This window comes from Flavobacterium fontis (assembly GCF_900129405.1).
Taxonomy (GTDB): Bacteria; Bacteroidota; Bacteroidia; order Flavobacteriales; family Flavobacteriaceae; genus Flavobacterium; species Flavobacterium fontis.
The window spans coordinates 1-17,754 of the sequence record NZ_FQVQ01000021.1; the positions used below are offsets into that span (position 1 = coordinate 1).

The window sequence follows — 17,754 nt, forward strand, 5'->3', positions numbered from 1 at the left end:
CCCGTGGCTCCCGTTCCCAAAGTCCAAGGCGATGGATTTGTAGCTACGTCCGGACCGGTCGTATTCTCAAATCCCTCAACTCCTGGAGTCGGAAACTGAGAATATCCCGTGAAATGCACTAACGCAAGCAGGAGTAGTAATGTAATTTTTTTCATAAAAATTAATAATTGATGGGTTTGTTTGTATTTAAGTTGTTAGCTATCAAAAGTAAAAAAAAATCCGAATGTACACTGATTAAATCCAAAAAAATCAATCTGCTAAGTACTCCATGTAAGAAGGAGAACAAAACGAATAATGAATTTGTAAGATTTAATAGTTATCGTTACGATTTAATTTTAGAACCAATGAATACGCACAATGATACATGTAAAAATAGCGTATCAACCTCAAAGAAAAGTACTTGAACTAAATACAAATGAGTACGGTACCTTTTTGAATGAGGATTTAGCCTAAAGTATTTACTTTTTTAATTAGAAGTTATTGATTGTTTGACGAATTTGTGTCAACTTACGCATTAAGTCCTCAAAATAATCCAAGTGTAACATATTTGCGCCATCACTTTTGGCATTTGCAGGGTCAAAATGGGTTTCAATGAATATCCCGTCAACACCTACGGCAATTCCAGCCTTGGCAATGGTTTCAATACGATCGGGTCTACCGCCAGTTACACCCGACATTTGATTGGGTTGTTGCAACGAATGGGTGACATCTAAAACAGTTGTTGCAAACGCCTTCATGGTTGGAATTCCACGGAAGTCCACAATTAAATCCTGGTAGCCAAACATGCTTCCGCGGTCGGTGACCATCACGTTTTCATTGTGGCAATCCAGTACTTTTTGTACGGCGTGTTTCATGCTCTCGGGACTCATAAATTGCCCTTTTTTTAAATTCACTGTCTTCCCCGTTTTTGCGGCAGCCACAACCAAATCGGTTTGTCGAACCAAAAAAGCAGGGATTTGTAAAACATCAACATATTGCGCAGCTTTGTCGGCATCCTCTTCTGTGTGAATGTCGGTTACCGTGGGTACATGAAACGTTTCAGCTACTTTTCGAAGAATTTTTAAGGCTTTTTCATCGCCAATTCCCGTAAAACTGTCAATGCGAGAGCGATTCGCTTTTTTAAATGACCCTTTAAATACAAAAGGGATTTTATAAGTATCCGAAATTGAAGTGAGTTTTTCAGCAATGCGTAAGGCCATTTCTTCCCCTTCAATAGCACAAGGTCCGGCTAAAATAAAAAAGTTACCACTATCCGTATGTTTGAGCTGTGGCAGTTGATTTAAATCCATGAAAAATTAGTTTTTTAGAAACACAAAGATAGGAAATAAAACCCTAATCTCTTTTCGGATTCCTGAGCGAGGGTAGGAAATCTAGGTTTATTTTTTGATGGTTAGCCCTTTCGGACATAGTAGCTTGCCTTTTTCAAATAAGTTGACATATAATCGAAGGCTAGAAGTGCCAAAACTAACTTCATAAATCTCTAAAGTACCCGCGCCAGTGGTGCTTTTTTTACTTTCATAGGGACAACACACCTCGATTTTTTTCCAAGTAATGGGCTCTCCATTCGGTCCCGCTAGCGCTTTGAAAAAATAGTCTACATTCCTTGGGTTATTTCGTTCATTATCGTATCCCAAATTAATAGGATATTCCATGTTATACCCATACAAATCATCGGTGGCATATTCTTTCAAATCAAAATGGCCATCAACGGTTTGAAGTTTTCGCACCGAATTATCGATATTTTTTATCACAAATTTTCCGCTACCACAGCTAGTTACAAGGGCTAACAAAAAAAGGAAGGCAATACTTTTTTTCATGTTGTTAAATTGAGTTTCAAATTTGTTAATTTCTGTGCAATAATCAAACCACGATTTCTATTTTTGTAAAAAATGTAACGTATGGAGATTTTTACGGGCACTTGGCATTGGGCCATTTCAGGTTTTTTAATAGGAATGGTCATGTTGCTTTTGATTTATTTTGGAAAAGGATTTGGGATGTCTTCCAATTTGAGAAGTTTGTGCGCCATGACGGGTGTAGGTAAAAAAGTGTCTTTTTTTCAATGGGATTGGAAGAGTCAACAATGGAACTTAGTCGTTGTTTTGGGAGCCATGGTCGGTGGATATCTCGCGGTACACTTTTTAAGTGCTCCCGATAATGTAGCTATAAATCCCAATACAATTTTAAAATTACAAAAATTAGGAATCGACGCTCCAAACGGAAAACTACTCCCGCATACACTATTTGATATTTCTGCATTGCAACAGCCCAAAATCATAGCCTTTCTTTTAATTGGTGGCTTCCTCATAGGATTTGGATCCCGCTATGCAGGTGGCTGTACTTCAGGTCATGCCATTACGGGGTTAAGTACCTTTCAGGGGCAATCCTTGAAAGCGGTTATTGGATTTTTTATCGGTGGTTTGTTGATGACGCATTTTATTCTCCCCTTACTCTTTTAGGTCATGAAGTATATTAAATTTTTTCTCGTTGGTCTTTTTTTTGGTATCGTTCTTACCAAAGCAGAAGCGGTTTCTTGGTACCGAATCTACGAAATGTTTCAATTTGATTCTTTCCACATGTACGGCATTATCATGGTCGCCATTGCTACAGGGGTAATGGGGGTTCAATGGATTAAACGGAAAAAAATCACCGATTACCAAGGACAACCCATTAGTATTCCAGATAAAGAAAAAGGAACGTTCCGGTATTGGATTGGTGGTTTACTCTTCGGATTAGGCTGGGCCATGGTTGGGGCATGTCCGGGACCCATTTTTATCCTTATGGGCGCCGGTTTCATGGCGGTAGGTGTACTCTTTATCGGCGCACTTTTGGGTACCTTTATCTACGGTTGTATCAAAGATTATTTGCCGCACTAAGTAACAGCAGTTACAAAACAATTTACTGAGGTGGACTATTTTTGAATAAAAAAAATGACCACTACTTTATCCGTACAAAACCTCAAATGCGGGGGTTGTGCACATACCATTACCCAACAATTACGTGCAATGGAAGCGTTGCAAAATGTCATCGTTGACCTCCAACAAGGCACGGTTTCCGTCACTTATCAGAATGAATCAGATCTAGAAAACATCACCCAAAAACTTAAAAAGATGGGGTATCCGGTGCGCGGGGAAGCCAATACGCTTAGTGATCAAGCGCATTCTTTGGTGAGTTGCGTTATGGGGAAATTGGCGCGATAATTACTGAATTTCTGCGCTAAGACCCGCATCCAATAAGGCTGAACAAAGGGGTTTTAACTCGTCATAGGCTCCGGTTTTCACACCGCATTTACCCGTGTAATGTACTAGAATCGCACATTGTTCCGCTTGAATAGGGGTGTGGTCGCAAACGCGAATTAACGTGTCAATAACATGATCAAAGGTGTTGACATCGTCATTGAACAATATAATTTCGTGATGAAAATCTAAATCTTCAGCCAAAACGACTGACTCTTTTACTTTTTCAATCGTGCTCATTTTCATTTATTGTTTTTTATAACGAAGGGACGCCCAGTTGTTACGCTCCCATTTTTTTTCAAAAACCAATCCAAAAGGTTGGCATGCGGCATCCAAATACGGGATATCATCCACATAGAACCCACTTAGTAGCAGGTATCCTTCAGGGGCCAAACAATCCGCATAAGTGGCCATGTCGTTGATTAAAATATTTCGATTAATATTGGCAATAATCACGTCATAAGACCTACCCGGCAACAAACGTGCATCTCCTTCCTCTACCGTGATATGGTGGCAATGATTGCGTTCGGCATTTTCAATAGAGTTTACATAACACCATGCGTCAATGTCAATGGCATCAATGGGTTGCGCACCTTTCATTTCAGCTAAAATGGCTAAAATGGCCGTCCCACATCCCATATCTAATGTTTTTTTTCCTACCAAATCCATTTCCAACAACTGTTGAATCATCATGTGCGTTGTTTCATGATGCCCCGTTCCAAAACTCATTTTTGGTTCGATCACAATGTCATAAAGCGCGTTTGTTTTTTCATGAAAAGGAGCGCGAACATAACATTTGCCATCAACATCAATCGGGTCAAAATTTTTCTCCCATTCTTCATTCCAATTGACTTGTTCAATCGTCTCCACCGTGTGGGTGATGGTAAATTCGGGCGAGTTGACAATATACAAGTTTTCAACCATGCCTTCCTCGTAAGCCGATTGCTGTATGTAAGCCGTTACGCCGTGTTCCTGTTCGACAAAACTTTCAAAGGGCAATTCACCCAACTCGGCAATTAAGATTTCTGTTCCCGGATCTTTGGGTTCCACCGTAAAATGAAATCCTAAATAGACTACTGACATGTGTTTTTATTTTTGACAAAAGTACGTCAGGAAATGCAATAAAAAAAAGAACCCGACGAAGTGTCGGGTTAAATTTTATCGGTTCGGATGATTACAAGATTCTTCAATGCGGTGAAATACATCGTGTACATTTTGAAACGTACGCATGATTTCAACATCGGGCGCTCTATTGGTAATCAATTCGCTTAATTTTTTTGTTAGTTTCTGTAAAACCGCAATGTTTTCCACCGCTTTTGAGGTTTTCAAATCGGCGGGCATCGTTGTTACATCTAAAGCTTCAGATTTTTGTACTAAAGCATCATGGCTGTTTTTGATCGGAGTCAAATTCCCTCCCTCTGCAGGATGGAACGTTTTCGATAGAAGTTCATGGTACTCATTAAGAGGTGCCCATTTGGCAGTAGCCGATTGTGCTTGAAGGTTTTGAAAGGCTAAAAAAGCAACGATAGCCACAGCGAATTTTACAAATTTCATACGTATAAATTTTGAAGAATAACAATTTTGTTGAGTCAAATATAAAAAAGTATTTCGATTTGCTTCTACAATTCATCCCGAATTTTCAACAGTTCGGTAGAAAGGATTTGAGCCTTTTAAAATGAGTGCCCAATTTTGCCTCAGAAAACTACACCTATGAAAACCTTCAGCACCCTTTTTTTTAGTTTACTATCGTATGTAATGTTTAGCCAACACACCGTAACGGGAATCGTTTTGGATACCAAAAAAACACCACTCACAGGCGCCAATGTATATGTCGATGGGACCTACGATGGCGGTTTGACCGATGCCCAAGGTCGGTTTACTTTTACAACCTCCGCTACGGGCCTCCAAAAAATAGTAGTCTCATTACTGGGATACGAATCGGTAGATCTTCCCTATACAGTAGGTGAGGAGCAACTCCTTCAAATCACCCTCAAAGAAAGTGTCAATACGCTCGATACCGTGGTTATTACAGCAGGCACTTTTGATGCCGGCGAACGCTCACGGGTTTCGGTGCTCAAACCGCTCGATATTGTTACCACTGCGGGCTCCAATGGAAACATAATCGCCGCTCTTCAAACCTTGCCCGGAACGCAAAATGTAGCCGAAGATGGACGTCTTTTTGTACGGGGCGGTGAGGCCGATGAAACCCAAACCTACATCGATGGCATTCGGGTCGCGCAACCCTATGGCGCCGCAGCACAAAATGTTCCCACCCGAGGTCGTTTTTCTCCATTTTTGTTTACAGGTATGTCCTTTTCCACTGGTGGGTACTCGGCCGAATACGGGGAGGCGCTTTCGAGTGTATTGTTACTCAACTCCAAAGAGGAAGAAGTCACCGAACGAACAGATTTGTCGTTTATGACCGTTGGACTCGGTGTGGCCAATACCCAAGTTTGGGACAAGCAATCGTTGACCTTCAATTTGGCTTACTTGAATTTGGAACCCTACCAAAAGTTGATTCCTCAAAACATCACATGGAACAAGCCCTACCAATCCCTCTCGGGGGAAGCAGTGTATCGCTACCGATTTACCTCGGGTTTGTTAAAGGTGTACACGGCTTTTGATTATGCAACGTTTGACCTGAATCAAGAAAGTATCAATACCCCACAACCGACACGAGTAGCACTCGCCAATACAAATGGATATACCAATATTTCATTCAAAGGGAGTGTGGGCAACGGTTGGCAACTTACCACAGGCGCTAGTTTTGGTCACGGTAAAAATCAAATCGATCTCGAACAAGACGAAGTATACAACCAAGAAAACGCGGCACATTTTAAACTCAAATTGCGTAAATCATATTCCGATCGTTTCAAATGGACCATGGGGATAGATCATTTTATCACCGGTTTCAAGGAATTGTTCTCCAATGCTACCCTGCGTTTTTCCAGCGGGTATGATTTTCCGCTAAGCGCAGCATTTACCGAAGTCGATTGGATTTTTTCCAAAAAGGTCGCTGCCAAAATCGGGGCACGCTTCGCGCACAATGGGATGCTAAAGGAAACGCAACTCATGCCACGACTTTCCTTAGCGTATAAATTTGCCAAAAATCATCAGTTTTCATGGGCGTATGGAACCTTTGCTCAAGCCCCAAGAGCCGATTATTTGAAATACACGTCTGCCCTTCAAAGTGAACGCGCCGCGCACTACATCATGAATTATTTGTATACCCATGATCGACAAACTTTTCGGGTGGAAGTCTATGAAAAAGCTTACCAAGATTTGATTCAATTCAATACCCCAACACCCCAATTCAATAGCGATTTCACCAATCGAGGGTCGGGCTATGCGCGTGGATTGGATGTGTTTTGGCGGGATGGGAAATCGATAAAAAATTTGGAATATTGGGTATCCTATTCGTTTATTGACAGCCAACGCAATTACCGTAATTTTCCAACTACCGTTACCCCCAATTTTATTGCCAAACACAGTATTTCGCTGGTCGGTAAGTATTGGATTAACGACTGGAAATCACAATTGAGTGTGACCCAAGTCCTCAGCTCGGGGCGCCCCTACAACAATCCCAACGAGTCCCTTTTTATGAATGGACGAACCAAGCCGTTTTCCAATTTAAGTTTGAGTTGGGCCTACCTTATTTCTTCCCAAAAGATTCTATACTTTTCCGTCAACAATATACTGGGAACCCAGAATGTCTTAGGCTATGAATACGCCAATACGCCCGATGCCAATGGGGTATTTAACCGACGAATTATCGAACCCACCGCCGATCGTTTCTTTTTTGTAGGCTTTTTTTGGACCCTAAGCGATAACAAAAAAGACAATCAGCTCAATAATTTATAGGCAGCAAACGTGGGGTGCTCCTACAAACATTCCTCCCGCTCTCCGCTGTATCTCTGGCGCTCCTTTGGCAAGGAAGCTCCAGAGGATGCCGCTGCGATCGGGGCTGTATACACGAATTAGTTCCAAAAGAAAAAGGGATTGTCGTACCAACAATCCCCTTTATCACTTTGATTTTTTGCGTTCTTATTTTTTCATTTTGAGATCAAAACGATCCAATTGCATCACTTTATTCCAAGCAGCGACAAAGTCCGTAACCATTTTTTCTTTGGCATCACTGCTGGCATACACTTCGGCCAAAGCACGCAATTCTGAATGTGAACCGAAAATTAGATCGGCACGCGTGGCCGTCCATTTCACCGCATCCGTTTTACGATCACGACCTTCAAATCTTTCTTTATCGGCATCGGTCGCTTTCCATACGGTATTCATATCCAACAAATTCACAAAAAAGTCATTGGTTAATGCACCTACTCGTGACGTTAAAATTCCCGTATTTTCATCGGAATGATGTACACCCATGGCGCGCATACCGCCCAATAAAACAGTCATTTCAGGGGCCGTTAGCGTTAATAATTGTGCTTTGTCCACCAACAATTCTTCTGTGGTAAACGTGTATCGCGTTTTTTTGTAGTTACGGAAACCGTCCGCTATGGGTTCCAAAACACCAAAAGAGGCCACATCGGTTTGCGCTTGTGTGGCATCCATGCGTCCAGGAGTGAAAGGAACCGTAACAGGAACACCTGCCGCTTTAGCCGCTTTTTCAACCCCTACATTGCCCGCCAAAACAATCAAATCGGCTAGGGATACTTTTTTGGTCCCCGAGGTGGTGTGGAATTTCTTTTGAATCCCTTCCAAGACGCCCAATACTTTATTTAACTGCGTTGGATTGTTGCATTCCCAATTGCGTTGGGGTAACAAACGTATGCGGGCTCCATTGGCGCCTCCTCTTTTATCGGATCCACGAAAAGTAGAAGCCGAAGCCCATGCGGTTTCCACCAATTCTTGCGTGCTTAAACCTGAATTGGCAATGGCTGTTTTTAAACTCGTAATGTCTTTGGCATCTACAAGCGGATGGTTAACCGCCGGAATAGGATCTTGCCAAATTAATTCTTCTTTAGGTACTTCTGGACCTACGTGACGCGTTTTGGGGCCCATATCACGGTGCGTAAGCTTGTACCATGCGCGTGCAAAAGCATCTTCAAATGCTGCAGGATTGTCCAAGAAATTGCGTGAAATTTTTTCATATACCGGATCAAAACGCAACGACAAATCGGTGGTCAACATGGTTGCTTTGTGTTTTTTATTGGCATCAAAAGCATCAGGAATGATGTTGGCTCCGTTTTTGGCCACCCATTGATGGGCTCCTGCTGGACTCTTGGTCAATTCCCATTCGTTACCAAACAAAAGATTAAAGTAATCATGTCCCCATTTGGCAGGCGTAGTGGTCCACGTGACCTCCAATCCCGAAGTTATGGCATCGGCGCCTTTTCCACTGCGGTAGGTACTGGTCCAACCCATACCTTGTTCTTCAATTGAAGCCGCTTCGGGTTCGGGTCCCACATGAGAAGCTGCTCCTGCTCCGTGCGTTTTCCCGAAGGTGTGCCCACCAGCAATCAAGGCCACAGTCTCTTCGTCGTTCATACCCATCCGTCCAAACGTTTCGCGAATGTCTTTGGCAGCCGCCACGGGGTCGGGGTTGCCATTGGGGCCTTCAGGATTTACATAGATCAATCCCATTTGAACCGCAGCCAACGGATTTTCTAATTTCCCGTCTTGGTAGCGTTTGCTGTTGTCCAACCATTTCGACTCAGAACCCCAATACACATTGGACTCCGGTTCCCAAACGTCGGCGCGTCCTCCTGAGAAACCAAACGTTTTGAATCCCATCGATTCCAAAGCTACATTACCGGTCAAGATCATCAAATCTGCCCAAGAAATTTTGTTTCCATACTTCTGTTTGATAGGCCAAAGCAAACGTCGCGCTTTGTCCAAATTGGCATTGTCGGGCCAACTGTTTTGTGGGGCAAAACGTTGCTGTCCCGAACACGATCCGCCACGGCCGTCTCCCGTACGATAGGTACCTGCACTGTGCCACGCCATTCGGATAAATAAGGGACCATAGTTACCAAAATCGGCAGGCCACCAATCTTGTGACTGGGTCAGTACCGCTTGAATGTCTTTTTTCAACGCCATATAATCCAACGACTTGAAGGCTTTGATATAATCAAAATTAGCATCCATCGGATTGGTCAATTCAGAATTTTGACGCAATACCGATAAGTTCAACTGACTGGGCCACCAATCGCTGTTTTTGGTAGTTTTGGCATGAGTGGTGGGTTTGGCTGCGTCCAATGTTCCATTGTGGAAGGGACATTGGGACAAATCTTTGGCAGTGTCTTGCGCATACGTTCCTAACGTTATTGCACCTATCGCCATGAGATACATCGTTTTTTTCATCATAGTATTCGGTTTTATGTTTGTTTGTAATTCATTATGGAATGTAAAAATAAGTGGTATATTTGATTGATAAAAACGATATTTTCAAACCTAATATTGATACTATCAATGAATATACGTCAGTTTGAGTATGTATTGGCTGTGGCAGAAGTGCGTCACTTTGAATCGGCCGCTGAAAAATGTTTTGCCACCCAATCGACCTTGAGTACCATGGTGTCCAAGTTTGAAGAAGAATTGGGTATTACGATTTTTAACCGAAAGAAAAAACCGGTAGAAATTACAGCTGAGGGCGAAGTCATTATCGAACAAATCAAGGCCATTCAGTCCCAAATCGGAGTGTTAAATGAATTGGCCAAAGAATTCAAAGGCGAGGTAGACGGCACTTTAACCTTGTCGGTCATCCCTACGATTGCTCCTTTTTTATTGCCCTTATTTTTGCAGTCGTTTGCCGAAAAATTTCCACAATTGCAAATCGAAGTTCGCGAGCAAACTACCGGAGAAATCACACGTTTGCTCAAAGCACGTGAGTTGGATATTGGCATTTTATCCTTACCCATTAACGACCCCGACTTGATTGAAATTCCGCTCTATGACGAACCCTTCTTGCTGTTGGATTGTGGCAACCGTTATGCCAATCCCGTGCGGCCTGAGGCTTTGAATCCGAGTGATATTTGGTTAATGGAGGAAGGGCATTGTATGCGAACGCAAATTGTAACCTTTTGTGATTTGGAAACCCGATTGGCCACTCCACCGTTTAATTTCAATTTCAAAGCGGGTTCCATCGACAGTTTGCTGCGGTTTGTCAAAGCCAATAATGCAACAACCTTGTTGCCTTATCTCGCCACGACCGCCTACAGCACGGAAGAAAGGGAGCGATTGCGGGAATTTCAAGCGCCTGTCCCCATTCGATCCGTAGGTTTGGTGGTGCATCGGCATTTTGTAAAACGGCGGGTGCTGTATTTTTTAGAGCAAGAAATTCTTAAACAAGTGCATCCCATTTTACCCAAAACCACGGAGGCTTTGTTGTTGAATCCGGTGTAGAGGGGAACCATTTTTAGGGTGAAAAATCGATACTTTTTTCAAAATTGACAATTCATCCGTTCTTTTTGACAGTTCGGTCGTTTTAAATTGTATGCCCTAGATGAAGTTGCGAATTTTGAATCAGAAAATAGCAAACGTCTATTTCAAAAAACGAAAGAATCACTTAAATTACACTCGTATGAAAAATGGTATTACAATTTTAGCTTTTTTGTTAGTGCAATGGTTGACCGCACAAGCAACCTTTGAACAAGGAATGGGTAAAGCCTTGCAATTATGGGACGAAGGCAAACCTTCAGAAGCCACAGCGTTGTTGGAGCGAATTGCCGCTGCTGAAAAAACAAGTTGGTTGCCCAATTATTATGTTGCTTTGATCCAAACGACCGAAGCATTTGACCCTAAAAATCGGGATAAAGTAAACGCGCTGTTAACACAGGCACAGCGAGCTTTGGATGTTGAAATGGCCAAGGCCGCCGACAATGTGGAGTTGATTATCTTGCAAGCGTTGGTTCATACCGCATGGATTGCCTACGACCCGATGACCAATGGCATGCGACTTTCCCCAACGGTGGTGGGCTTATACAACAAAGCATTAGCCCTGGCGCCCAATAATCCGCGGGCTGTATTTGGTAAGGCCGAATTTGAAATTGGAGGCGCCCAATGGACGGGTGCCGATGTCAAGGCCTTGTGTAAAGATGTGGAACGCGCTGTAGTGCTTTATGAAGCCGAAGTTCCAGCCATGCCCTTTGCACCACGATGGGGTGCTGATCGGGCTAAAAAACAACTCGCGGCTTGCAAGCCCTAAGAAATGCTCAATCATAGGGGAGCGTAATGACTGACGTTCCCCAAACTTAAACATTGAAATCATGAAATTGATAAAAGAATTTCCCCGCGCATTTTGGATCACCCTGATCATCTTTTTCGCTTTATTGGGCGTAAATATCCTCATGGGCGCACAACCCGATTTTTACAAGGATATCGTACCCTTGTTTAGCTACACCATGGTGTATGGTTTGGTGTTGTATTATGTAAATGCTGTGGTGTTCATAGGATTGGATCGTGTATTTACGGTTGATCGTTTTACGCCAAAACGCTTGATAATTGGGTTTTTTAGTTCATTTTTCTTGACGTTGTTTACCATCTTTGTGTTGCATTTTTTAGAAGATGTAGTCCTCAACGGGCGCACCATTGCCCAGTTTTTAGCCGATGAAAAGCCTTCCAATTATTTGGTTTCTATCATCATTACCCTTATCGTTTCCTTAGCGATCCATGCCTTTTACTTCTATAAAGCATTAAACGAACGTCGTATCAAAGAACAACAAGTGATTGCTGGAAGTGCTAATGCGCGTTTTGAGAGTTTAAAAAATCAAATTGACCCTCATTTTCTGTTCAACAGCCTCAATGTGTTGAGTTCGCTTATCGAGGAAAATCCCGACGCTGCGCAACGATTTACCACCTCATTGTCAAAAATCTATCGCTATGTGTTGGAGCAAAAAGACAAGGAATTGGTTCCTGTTCAAGAAGAATTAGCCTTTGCTAAAACCTATATGAATTTGTTGAAAATGCGGTTTGAAAACAGCATTACCTTTTCTTTACCCGATACGGCAACCCTCCCAGAGCAAGCTTTTGTGGTGCCACTTTCGCTACAATTATTGTTGGAAAACACAATTAAGCACAATGTGGTCAGCGAGCAGAAACCGTTGCATATCGCGATAACCTTGGAAGGGGGCTACCTCGCCATTCAAAATAATTTACAAAAGAAGGAGGTGCTGCAGGATCGTCGTGGCGTTGGACTTCAAAATATTGTCAGTCGGTATGCGATTGTAACCCAACGCAGTGTTCGTATAGAGCCTTCAACCTCTTTTTTTACCGTTAAAATTCCATTATTAACTGAAAGAACAACCCTTATGAATACAACTATTACCACCGAAAATACCGCTTATTTCAGAGCCAAAGAGCGGGTAGAAAAGTTACGTGAGTTTTATGCCAATCTCATTTCCTACTGCTTTGTAATCCCTTTACTGGTAGGAATTAATTTATTCCAAGGCGGATTCCAATGGTTTTGGTTTCCCATGTTGGGATGGGGAATAGGACTCTTATTTCATGCCTTCGGTACGTTTGGGTACGGACGGCAATGGGAAGAGCGAAAAATTCAAGAAATCATGCAAAAAAATTCAAAATCAAACCAATGGAACTAAAACACAACCCTCAGGAACCCTTTGACCACGACGCCTATCAAAAAGCAAAACAACAAGTTGCTGATATCCGCGGATTTTACATTCATTTCTTTGTTTACCTTCTTGTTAACCTCTTTTTCTTGGTCGTGAATTTAAGATATTCTCCACACCATATATGGTTTTTCTGGCCTGCATTCGGGTGGGGAATAGGGGTCTTATTTCATGGATTGCGCGTGTTTTCCTTCTCCTCTTCATGGGGAAAATCATGGGAGGAACGCAAAATTCGGGAGTTTATGGAAAAAGAAAAACAACAACAACAAAAACAGCATTAATATGACACCAGATGAACAATTCGCTTATGATGCAGCCGTCAAACGCGTAAAAAAAATTAAAGGATTTTACAGCCATTTGTTGGTCTATGTAATTGTAAATTTACTCCTCATTGTAACCCAAGTCCAAGGTTTGGAGGAAGGCGAATCTTTATGGCAATTTCGCGTATTTAGCACCGCCTTTTTTTGGGGTATTGGACTCGTAGCGCATGGATTATCGGTTTTTATTCCAGAATACTTTTTGGGCAAAGAGTGGGAGAACCGAAAGATTAAAGCCTTTATGGAAGAGGAACAACGCCAGCAAGGGAAGTCCCAATCCTAATCGGTCGCTTTTTTCACTAAAATAACCCACACCCATGAACGTATTGATCATTGAAGACGAAAAACCAGCAGCGCGTTTGTTGCAACGAAAAGTTGAAAAACTGGGCTTACACGTGCTGGAATTGTTGCACTCGGTAGAAGCGTCGATTGCTTGGTTTGAAACCCATCCGCATCCGGATTTAATTTTTCTTGACATCCAACTCTCCGATGGATTGTCTTTTGAAATTTTTGAAGCGGTTGCCATCAAGAGTCCGATTATTTTTACGACGGCTTACGACGAGTATGCTTTGCGCGCATTTAAAATGAACAGCATTGATTATCTGTTGAAACCGATAGATGAGGAAGAATTAGAAACGGCGGTAATGAAGTTCAAAAGCCGCTCAGAAACCGTGGTATCTCCTTCTATGGCTTTGGATTTTGAAACCATTCGTAAACTTTTAATCAATCCCGTCGATCGCACCTACAAACAGCGGTTTACCCTAAAAGTGGGGCAGCAGTTGAAAATGATTCCTGTTGATACCATTGAATGCATTTACAGCGAAAATAAAGGGACATTTCTGCACACTTTGGACAACCGAACCTTTTTATTGGATCAGTCGCTGGAGCAGGTAGAACAAGAATTGGATCCCAGTGCCTTCTTTAGGGTATCGCGAAAATTTATCATTCCGTTACAAGCGATTAAGGAGATTCAAGTCCACAGCAACTCAAGGCTTAAAGTGCTGTTGCCCACGTATAAAGGGGAGGAAATCATTGTGGCTCGGGAACGGGTAGGAGAGTTTAAGGAGTGGCTGGGATAGTGCTGCTATTTTAAATTAGGTTATTTTAAATTTTAAATTTCTTTGACGATTTAGCTCCTACTTTTTTAACATAGGAATTTTAAAAATAGTACTACATTTGCGCCTTTACATCACACAATCGAAAGATTAGCCAAAGGCTGATAAAAGTGGAACTAAGTGAAATTCTTAGACTGTCGTGCAACTGTGTTTCCTGTAGGGAAGAGTCAGATACACCCTTTTGATTGCTCCAAGTATCACGAGAAGTAGTTGGGCTTTTTTTCCATAGTATGAAATCTATGGAATGCAGGTGGTTTATTCTCGATTAAAACATGGATTATGACCCCTTCGTACGAAAAAGCCGTAGCTAAATATTACAAAACCCTTCGAATTTGTCCCGTTCCTCTAGTGTCGTGGGCACAATTCCGTTTCAATTTACAAACTAAATTTGCTGAAATTCAAGCGCAATGGAGCGAAAAGGAGCACTTGTACACGCATTTGGTCGAACATCAAAAGGTGGTTTTGGTAACCAATCCCGACTTGACTATCGTGTATGTTTCCGCCAACATTCATGAGTTGACGGGGTATAAACCTTCTGAAGTGCTTGGGAAAACACCCAAAATGTTTCAAGGGCCGATGACCTTACCGCATTCCCGCGAACGTATTCGAAAAGCAATAGCAGCGCAACGTCCCGTTTGTGAAACGGTTTTGAACTATAAAAAAGATGGCACCGTCTATGCTTGTGAAATCGAATTATACCCCAAGTTTACGGCAAAAGGAGTGCTTTCCCATTATTTGGCTTTAGAGAAAATCGCTTCTTAGATTTGGTTGTATGAATCTGTGGTGCGTTGCTTTACTTTCGCACCCGATGCATCACAAACGTTATCGCGGCCAATAAAAAGAATGCGACGGCTTGATGGGTTACGCCCAACCACAACGGAACGCTGTACAATAAAGTGAGAATACCCAAAGTCACTTGAACAAACACGACAACCAACAAGGCTGTAATTCCATTTTTCTGGGTGGTAGAAAGGGTGTATTTCCGACTTTTAACTGCCAAATACACGATAAAACCTACCACCACATACGCGAGGGTTCGGTGTATAAATTGTACGCCACTTTTTCCTTCAGTGAAACGCAACAACCAGTTCGGTTTTTCCAAACGAATGCTTTCGTGAAAAAATTGTCCGTCGCTCATCAAGGGCCAGTGGTTGTGAATATAACCTGCATCTAATCCGGCCACAAATCCACCCCAAATAATTTGTACCACAACCAAAATCCATGTCCAAAGGGCAACTTTACCTAAAGGCGCAATACGTTCCGAAATACCTTGGTACTTCAAGTCCAAAGCAATCCATAGCGTGTAGGCAAAAGTGAGGAAAGCAAACGTAAGGTGCATCGACAAACGGAAATGACTCACATCGGGCTGGTTAAAATCGACCAATCCACTTTTTACCATGAACCATCCTAAAAAGCCTTGAAACGCTCCCATACCCAATAAAATCAAGCATTGGAAAACCGTTCGTTGCGTCATTCGTTTTTTGACTAAAAAATAAAAAAACGGTATCAAAAAGACGAAGCCTAAAATACGCGCAATAAAGCGGTGGAACCATTCCCAGAAATAGATGAATTTGTAGTCTTCCAACGTAAAGTGGCTGTTGATGCGCTGGTATTCGGGAAATTTCTTGTATTCTTCAAAAGCAGTTTGCCACGCGGCATCACTCATTGGGGGAAATGTATCGGTGACCAAATGCCAATCCGTCATCGATAATCCTGAACCGGTCAATCGGGTAATTCCACCCACAACGACCATTACAAAAACCAAAATACAACCGGTAAACAACCAATTGATAACGCCTTTATCCGCTTTCATAAGAAAATTTTTAAGCCCCACAAAGGTACAGTACAGACTTGAATTGCATCGATTAAACGGTGGTTAATTTTTTGTTTTTTTCAAACCCATGGAAGCGAATTAAAACGGTAATAAAAACAAGAATTGGCCGTGAAATAACACATAACTCAGCTTAAAAGCTCCGCTCAGAATCTCAGAATCTCAGCCGCTCAGCCGCTACACCAACCCCATTGCTTTCGCTTTAGCCATCACAAAAGCAAAGGCTGCTTCGTATTCGTTGGGAATTTCTCCTTCCAAAATGGCTTCTTTTACGGCCTCTTTCAATTGACCGACTTCGCGAGAGGGTTTTAGATTGAAACGCGCCATAATTTCCTCACCCGTGATGGGCGGCTGGAAATTACGCACTTGATCACGGGCTTCAACTTCCACTATTTTTTGGCGAACGAGTTCAAAGTTTTTATGGTATTTTTCAAACTTCTTCGGATTTTTCGTTGTAATATCGGCTTCACACAACGTCATCAGCGACTCTACATCTTCACCGGCATCAAAAATCAAGCGACGCACCGCACTATCCGTGACAATCTCTTGCGAAAGTACAATCGGGCGAGAACTCATCATGACCATTTTCTGCACAAACTTCATCTTTTGATTTAAGGGCATGTGCAAACGGGCAAAGAGTTTCTTTACCATTTTACCCCCTAAAAATTCGTGGCCATGGAACGTCCATCCTTGTTTTTTGTGGAATCGTTTGGTGGGCGCCTTCCCAATATCATGCAAGAGTGCTGCCCATCGCAACCACAAATCATCGGTCGTTTTACAAATATTATCGACGACTTCAAGCGTGTGGTAAAAATTGTTTTTATGGGTATGTCCTTCGACTTCTTCGACCAAATTTAAAGCGGTCAATTCCGGTAAAATTCGTTCCAAAAGTTGGGTTTGGTGCAGCAATAAAAAGCCCTTCGACGGCTGCGGGGTTTGCAGTATTTTATGCAATTCATCAACTATGCGTTCCCCCGAAATGATATCGATACGGTACGCATTTCGCGCTATGGCTTCCAACGATTCGGGAGCAATGGTGAAGTCCAATTGTGTCGCAAACCGAATGGCGCGCAACATCCGCAACGGATCGTCGGAGTACGTAATATCAGGGTCCAACGGCGTGCGGATCACTTTGGCCTCCAGGTCTGAAACGCCTCCAAACGGATCAATCAACGCCCCAAAATTGGTCGAATTCAGTGAAAAAGCCAAGGCATTGATGGTAAAGTCCCGTCGGTTTTGATCGTCTTCCAAAGTGCCGGTATCGACCAAGGGGTTGCGACTCTCTTCGGTGTAACTTTCTTTTCGCGCGCCTACAAATTCGATATCCATATCCTTGTAGCGCAACATGGCCGTGCCGTAGTTTTTAAAAACTTGTACTTTAGGTTGATGGGGAAGCAGGCTACTCACTTTTAGCGCCAAATCTATTCCCGAACCCACCGCCACGATGTCAATGTCCTTTTTGTGGTTCCGTTGCAACAAAATATCCCGCACAAAACCGCCAATCACATAGCACTCAAGCTGCAATTCTTGAGCCGCTTGTGTCACCACTTTAAATATCTTTTGATCTAAAACGTCAGCGTATTGGGTTTTCAACGGAATATTTTTTTTGCAAAAGTACAAATTCACTTTGGTTATTTGGGCACCCGGGCGCGTCATCCGCTGTATCTTTTATGC

At 42.5% G+C, this 17,754-nt stretch carries 19 protein-coding genes and 1 riboswitch; of the genes, 11 read left to right on the plus strand and 8 right to left on the minus strand.

Annotated features, from left to right (window positions below):
• Positions 1 to 470 precede the first annotated feature (470 nt).
• Together kdsA and BUC17_RS13270 are read right to left on the minus strand one after the other, a co-directional pair.
• Entirely contained in the window at positions 471 to 1,289 is an 819-nt protein-coding gene (gene kdsA, locus BUC17_RS13265; RefSeq protein WP_073365313.1) for a 3-deoxy-8-phosphooctulonate synthase, read from the minus strand.
• An 87-nt stretch (positions 1,290 to 1,376) separates the two neighbouring features.
• Positions 1,377 to 1,817 (minus strand): hypothetical protein, encoded by a 441-nt coding sequence (locus BUC17_RS13270; RefSeq protein ID WP_073365315.1) that lies wholly within the window; start codon positions 1,815 to 1,817, stop codon positions 1,377 to 1,379.
• Between the two features lie 81 nt (positions 1,818 to 1,898).
• Between BUC17_RS13270 and BUC17_RS13275 the strand changes: the two genes are divergently transcribed.
• The 3 genes from BUC17_RS13275 to BUC17_RS13285 are packed head-to-tail and all read left to right on the plus strand — an operon-like array spanning position 1,899 to position 3,197.
• Complete coding sequence (locus BUC17_RS13275) at positions 1,899 to 2,456, plus strand: YeeE/YedE family protein (protein ID WP_073365317.1); 558 nt, start codon at positions 1,899 to 1,901, stop codon at positions 2,454 to 2,456.
• Between the two features lie 3 nt (positions 2,457 to 2,459).
• A complete protein-coding gene (locus BUC17_RS13280; protein WP_073365318.1) occupies positions 2,460 to 2,873 on the plus strand; it encodes a DUF6691 family protein in 414 nt (137 codons plus the stop codon).
• A gap of 54 nt (positions 2,874 to 2,927) precedes the next feature.
• A complete protein-coding gene (locus BUC17_RS13285; protein ID WP_073365320.1) occupies positions 2,928 to 3,197 on the plus strand; it encodes a heavy-metal-associated domain-containing protein in 270 nt (89 codons plus the stop codon).
• Here the strand turns inward: BUC17_RS13285 and BUC17_RS13290 are convergent, their stop codons facing one another.
• The 3 genes from BUC17_RS13290 to BUC17_RS13300 form a co-directional block, all read right to left on the minus strand.
• Complete coding sequence (locus tag BUC17_RS13290) at positions 3,198 to 3,473, minus strand: ATP-dependent Clp protease adaptor ClpS (RefSeq protein WP_073365358.1); 276 nt, start codon at positions 3,471 to 3,473, stop codon at positions 3,198 to 3,200.
• A gap of 6 nt (positions 3,474 to 3,479) precedes the next feature.
• Positions 3,480 to 4,316 (minus strand): 50S ribosomal protein L11 methyltransferase, encoded by an 837-nt coding sequence (gene prmA / locus BUC17_RS13295; RefSeq protein ID WP_073365322.1) that lies wholly within the window; start codon positions 4,314 to 4,316, stop codon positions 3,480 to 3,482.
• 75 nt (positions 4,317 to 4,391) lie between these two features.
• On the minus strand, positions 4,392 to 4,787 hold the full coding sequence (locus tag BUC17_RS13300) for a hypothetical protein (RefSeq protein ID WP_073365324.1): 396 nt from the start codon (positions 4,785 to 4,787) through the stop codon (positions 4,392 to 4,394).
• 156 nt (positions 4,788 to 4,943) lie between these two features.
• Here BUC17_RS13300 and BUC17_RS13305 point away from each other — a divergent pair, with 156 nt between their 5' ends.
• Positions 4,944 to 7,094, plus strand: coding sequence for a TonB-dependent receptor (locus BUC17_RS13305; RefSeq protein ID WP_073365326.1), 2,151 nt, complete (start codon positions 4,944 to 4,946; stop codon positions 7,092 to 7,094).
• Between the two features lie 183 nt (positions 7,095 to 7,277).
• Here BUC17_RS13305 and katG read toward each other — a convergent pair whose 3' ends face one another.
• Entirely contained in the window at positions 7,278 to 9,551 is a 2,274-nt protein-coding gene (gene katG, locus BUC17_RS13310; RefSeq protein WP_073365328.1) for a catalase/peroxidase HPI, read from the minus strand.
• Positions 9,552 to 9,659: 108 nt separating this feature from the next.
• Between katG and BUC17_RS13315 the strand changes: the two genes are divergently transcribed.
• From BUC17_RS13315 to BUC17_RS13345, 7 genes are all read left to right on the plus strand, one after another.
• Complete coding sequence (locus tag BUC17_RS13315; protein ID WP_073365330.1) at positions 9,660 to 10,592, plus strand: LysR substrate-binding domain-containing protein; 933 nt, start codon at positions 9,660 to 9,662, stop codon at positions 10,590 to 10,592.
• Positions 10,593 to 10,770: 178 nt separating this feature from the next.
• Positions 10,771 to 11,394: a hypothetical protein gene (locus tag BUC17_RS13320; RefSeq protein ID WP_073365360.1), complete on the plus strand. Its 624-nt coding sequence runs from the start codon at positions 10,771 to 10,773 to the stop codon at positions 11,392 to 11,394.
• Positions 11,395 to 11,455: 61 nt separating this feature from the next.
• The gene (locus BUC17_RS13325) at positions 11,456 to 12,787 is read left to right on the plus strand and encodes a 2TM domain-containing protein (RefSeq protein ID WP_073365332.1); all 1,332 of its coding nucleotides are present in this window, start codon (positions 11,456 to 11,458) and stop codon (positions 12,785 to 12,787) included.
• A complete protein-coding gene (locus BUC17_RS13330; RefSeq protein WP_073365362.1) occupies positions 12,778 to 13,098 on the plus strand; it encodes a 2TM domain-containing protein in 321 nt (106 codons plus the stop codon). The genes BUC17_RS13325 and BUC17_RS13330 overlap by 10 nt, the downstream gene beginning before the upstream one ends.
• A gap of 1 nt (position 13,099) precedes the next feature.
• Entirely contained in the window at positions 13,100 to 13,417 is a 318-nt protein-coding gene (locus BUC17_RS13335) for a 2TM domain-containing protein (protein ID WP_073365334.1), read from the plus strand.
• Between the two features lie 34 nt (positions 13,418 to 13,451).
• Positions 13,452 to 14,213, plus strand: coding sequence for a LytR/AlgR family response regulator transcription factor (locus tag BUC17_RS13340; RefSeq protein WP_073365336.1), 762 nt, complete (start codon positions 13,452 to 13,454; stop codon positions 14,211 to 14,213).
• Between the two features lie 105 nt (positions 14,214 to 14,318).
• Positions 14,319 to 14,446: riboswitch (cobalamin riboswitch) on the plus strand.
• Between the two features lie 82 nt (positions 14,447 to 14,528).
• Positions 14,529 to 15,011 (plus strand): PAS domain-containing protein, encoded by a 483-nt coding sequence (locus tag BUC17_RS13345; RefSeq protein WP_073365338.1) that lies wholly within the window; start codon positions 14,529 to 14,531, stop codon positions 15,009 to 15,011.
• A 31-nt stretch (positions 15,012 to 15,042) separates the two neighbouring features.
• Here BUC17_RS13345 and BUC17_RS13350 read toward each other — a convergent pair whose 3' ends face one another.
• Together BUC17_RS13350 and BUC17_RS13355 are read right to left on the minus strand one after the other, a co-directional pair.
• Positions 15,043 to 16,062, minus strand: a complete 1,020-nt coding sequence (locus BUC17_RS13350) for a COX15/CtaA family protein (RefSeq protein ID WP_073365340.1) — start codon at positions 16,060 to 16,062, stop codon at positions 15,043 to 15,045.
• 195 nt (positions 16,063 to 16,257) lie between these two features.
• Positions 16,258 to 17,673 (minus strand): CCA tRNA nucleotidyltransferase, encoded by a 1,416-nt coding sequence (locus BUC17_RS13355; RefSeq protein ID WP_234977721.1) that lies wholly within the window; start codon positions 17,671 to 17,673, stop codon positions 16,258 to 16,260.
• Positions 17,674 to 17,754: the final 81 nt, after the last annotated feature.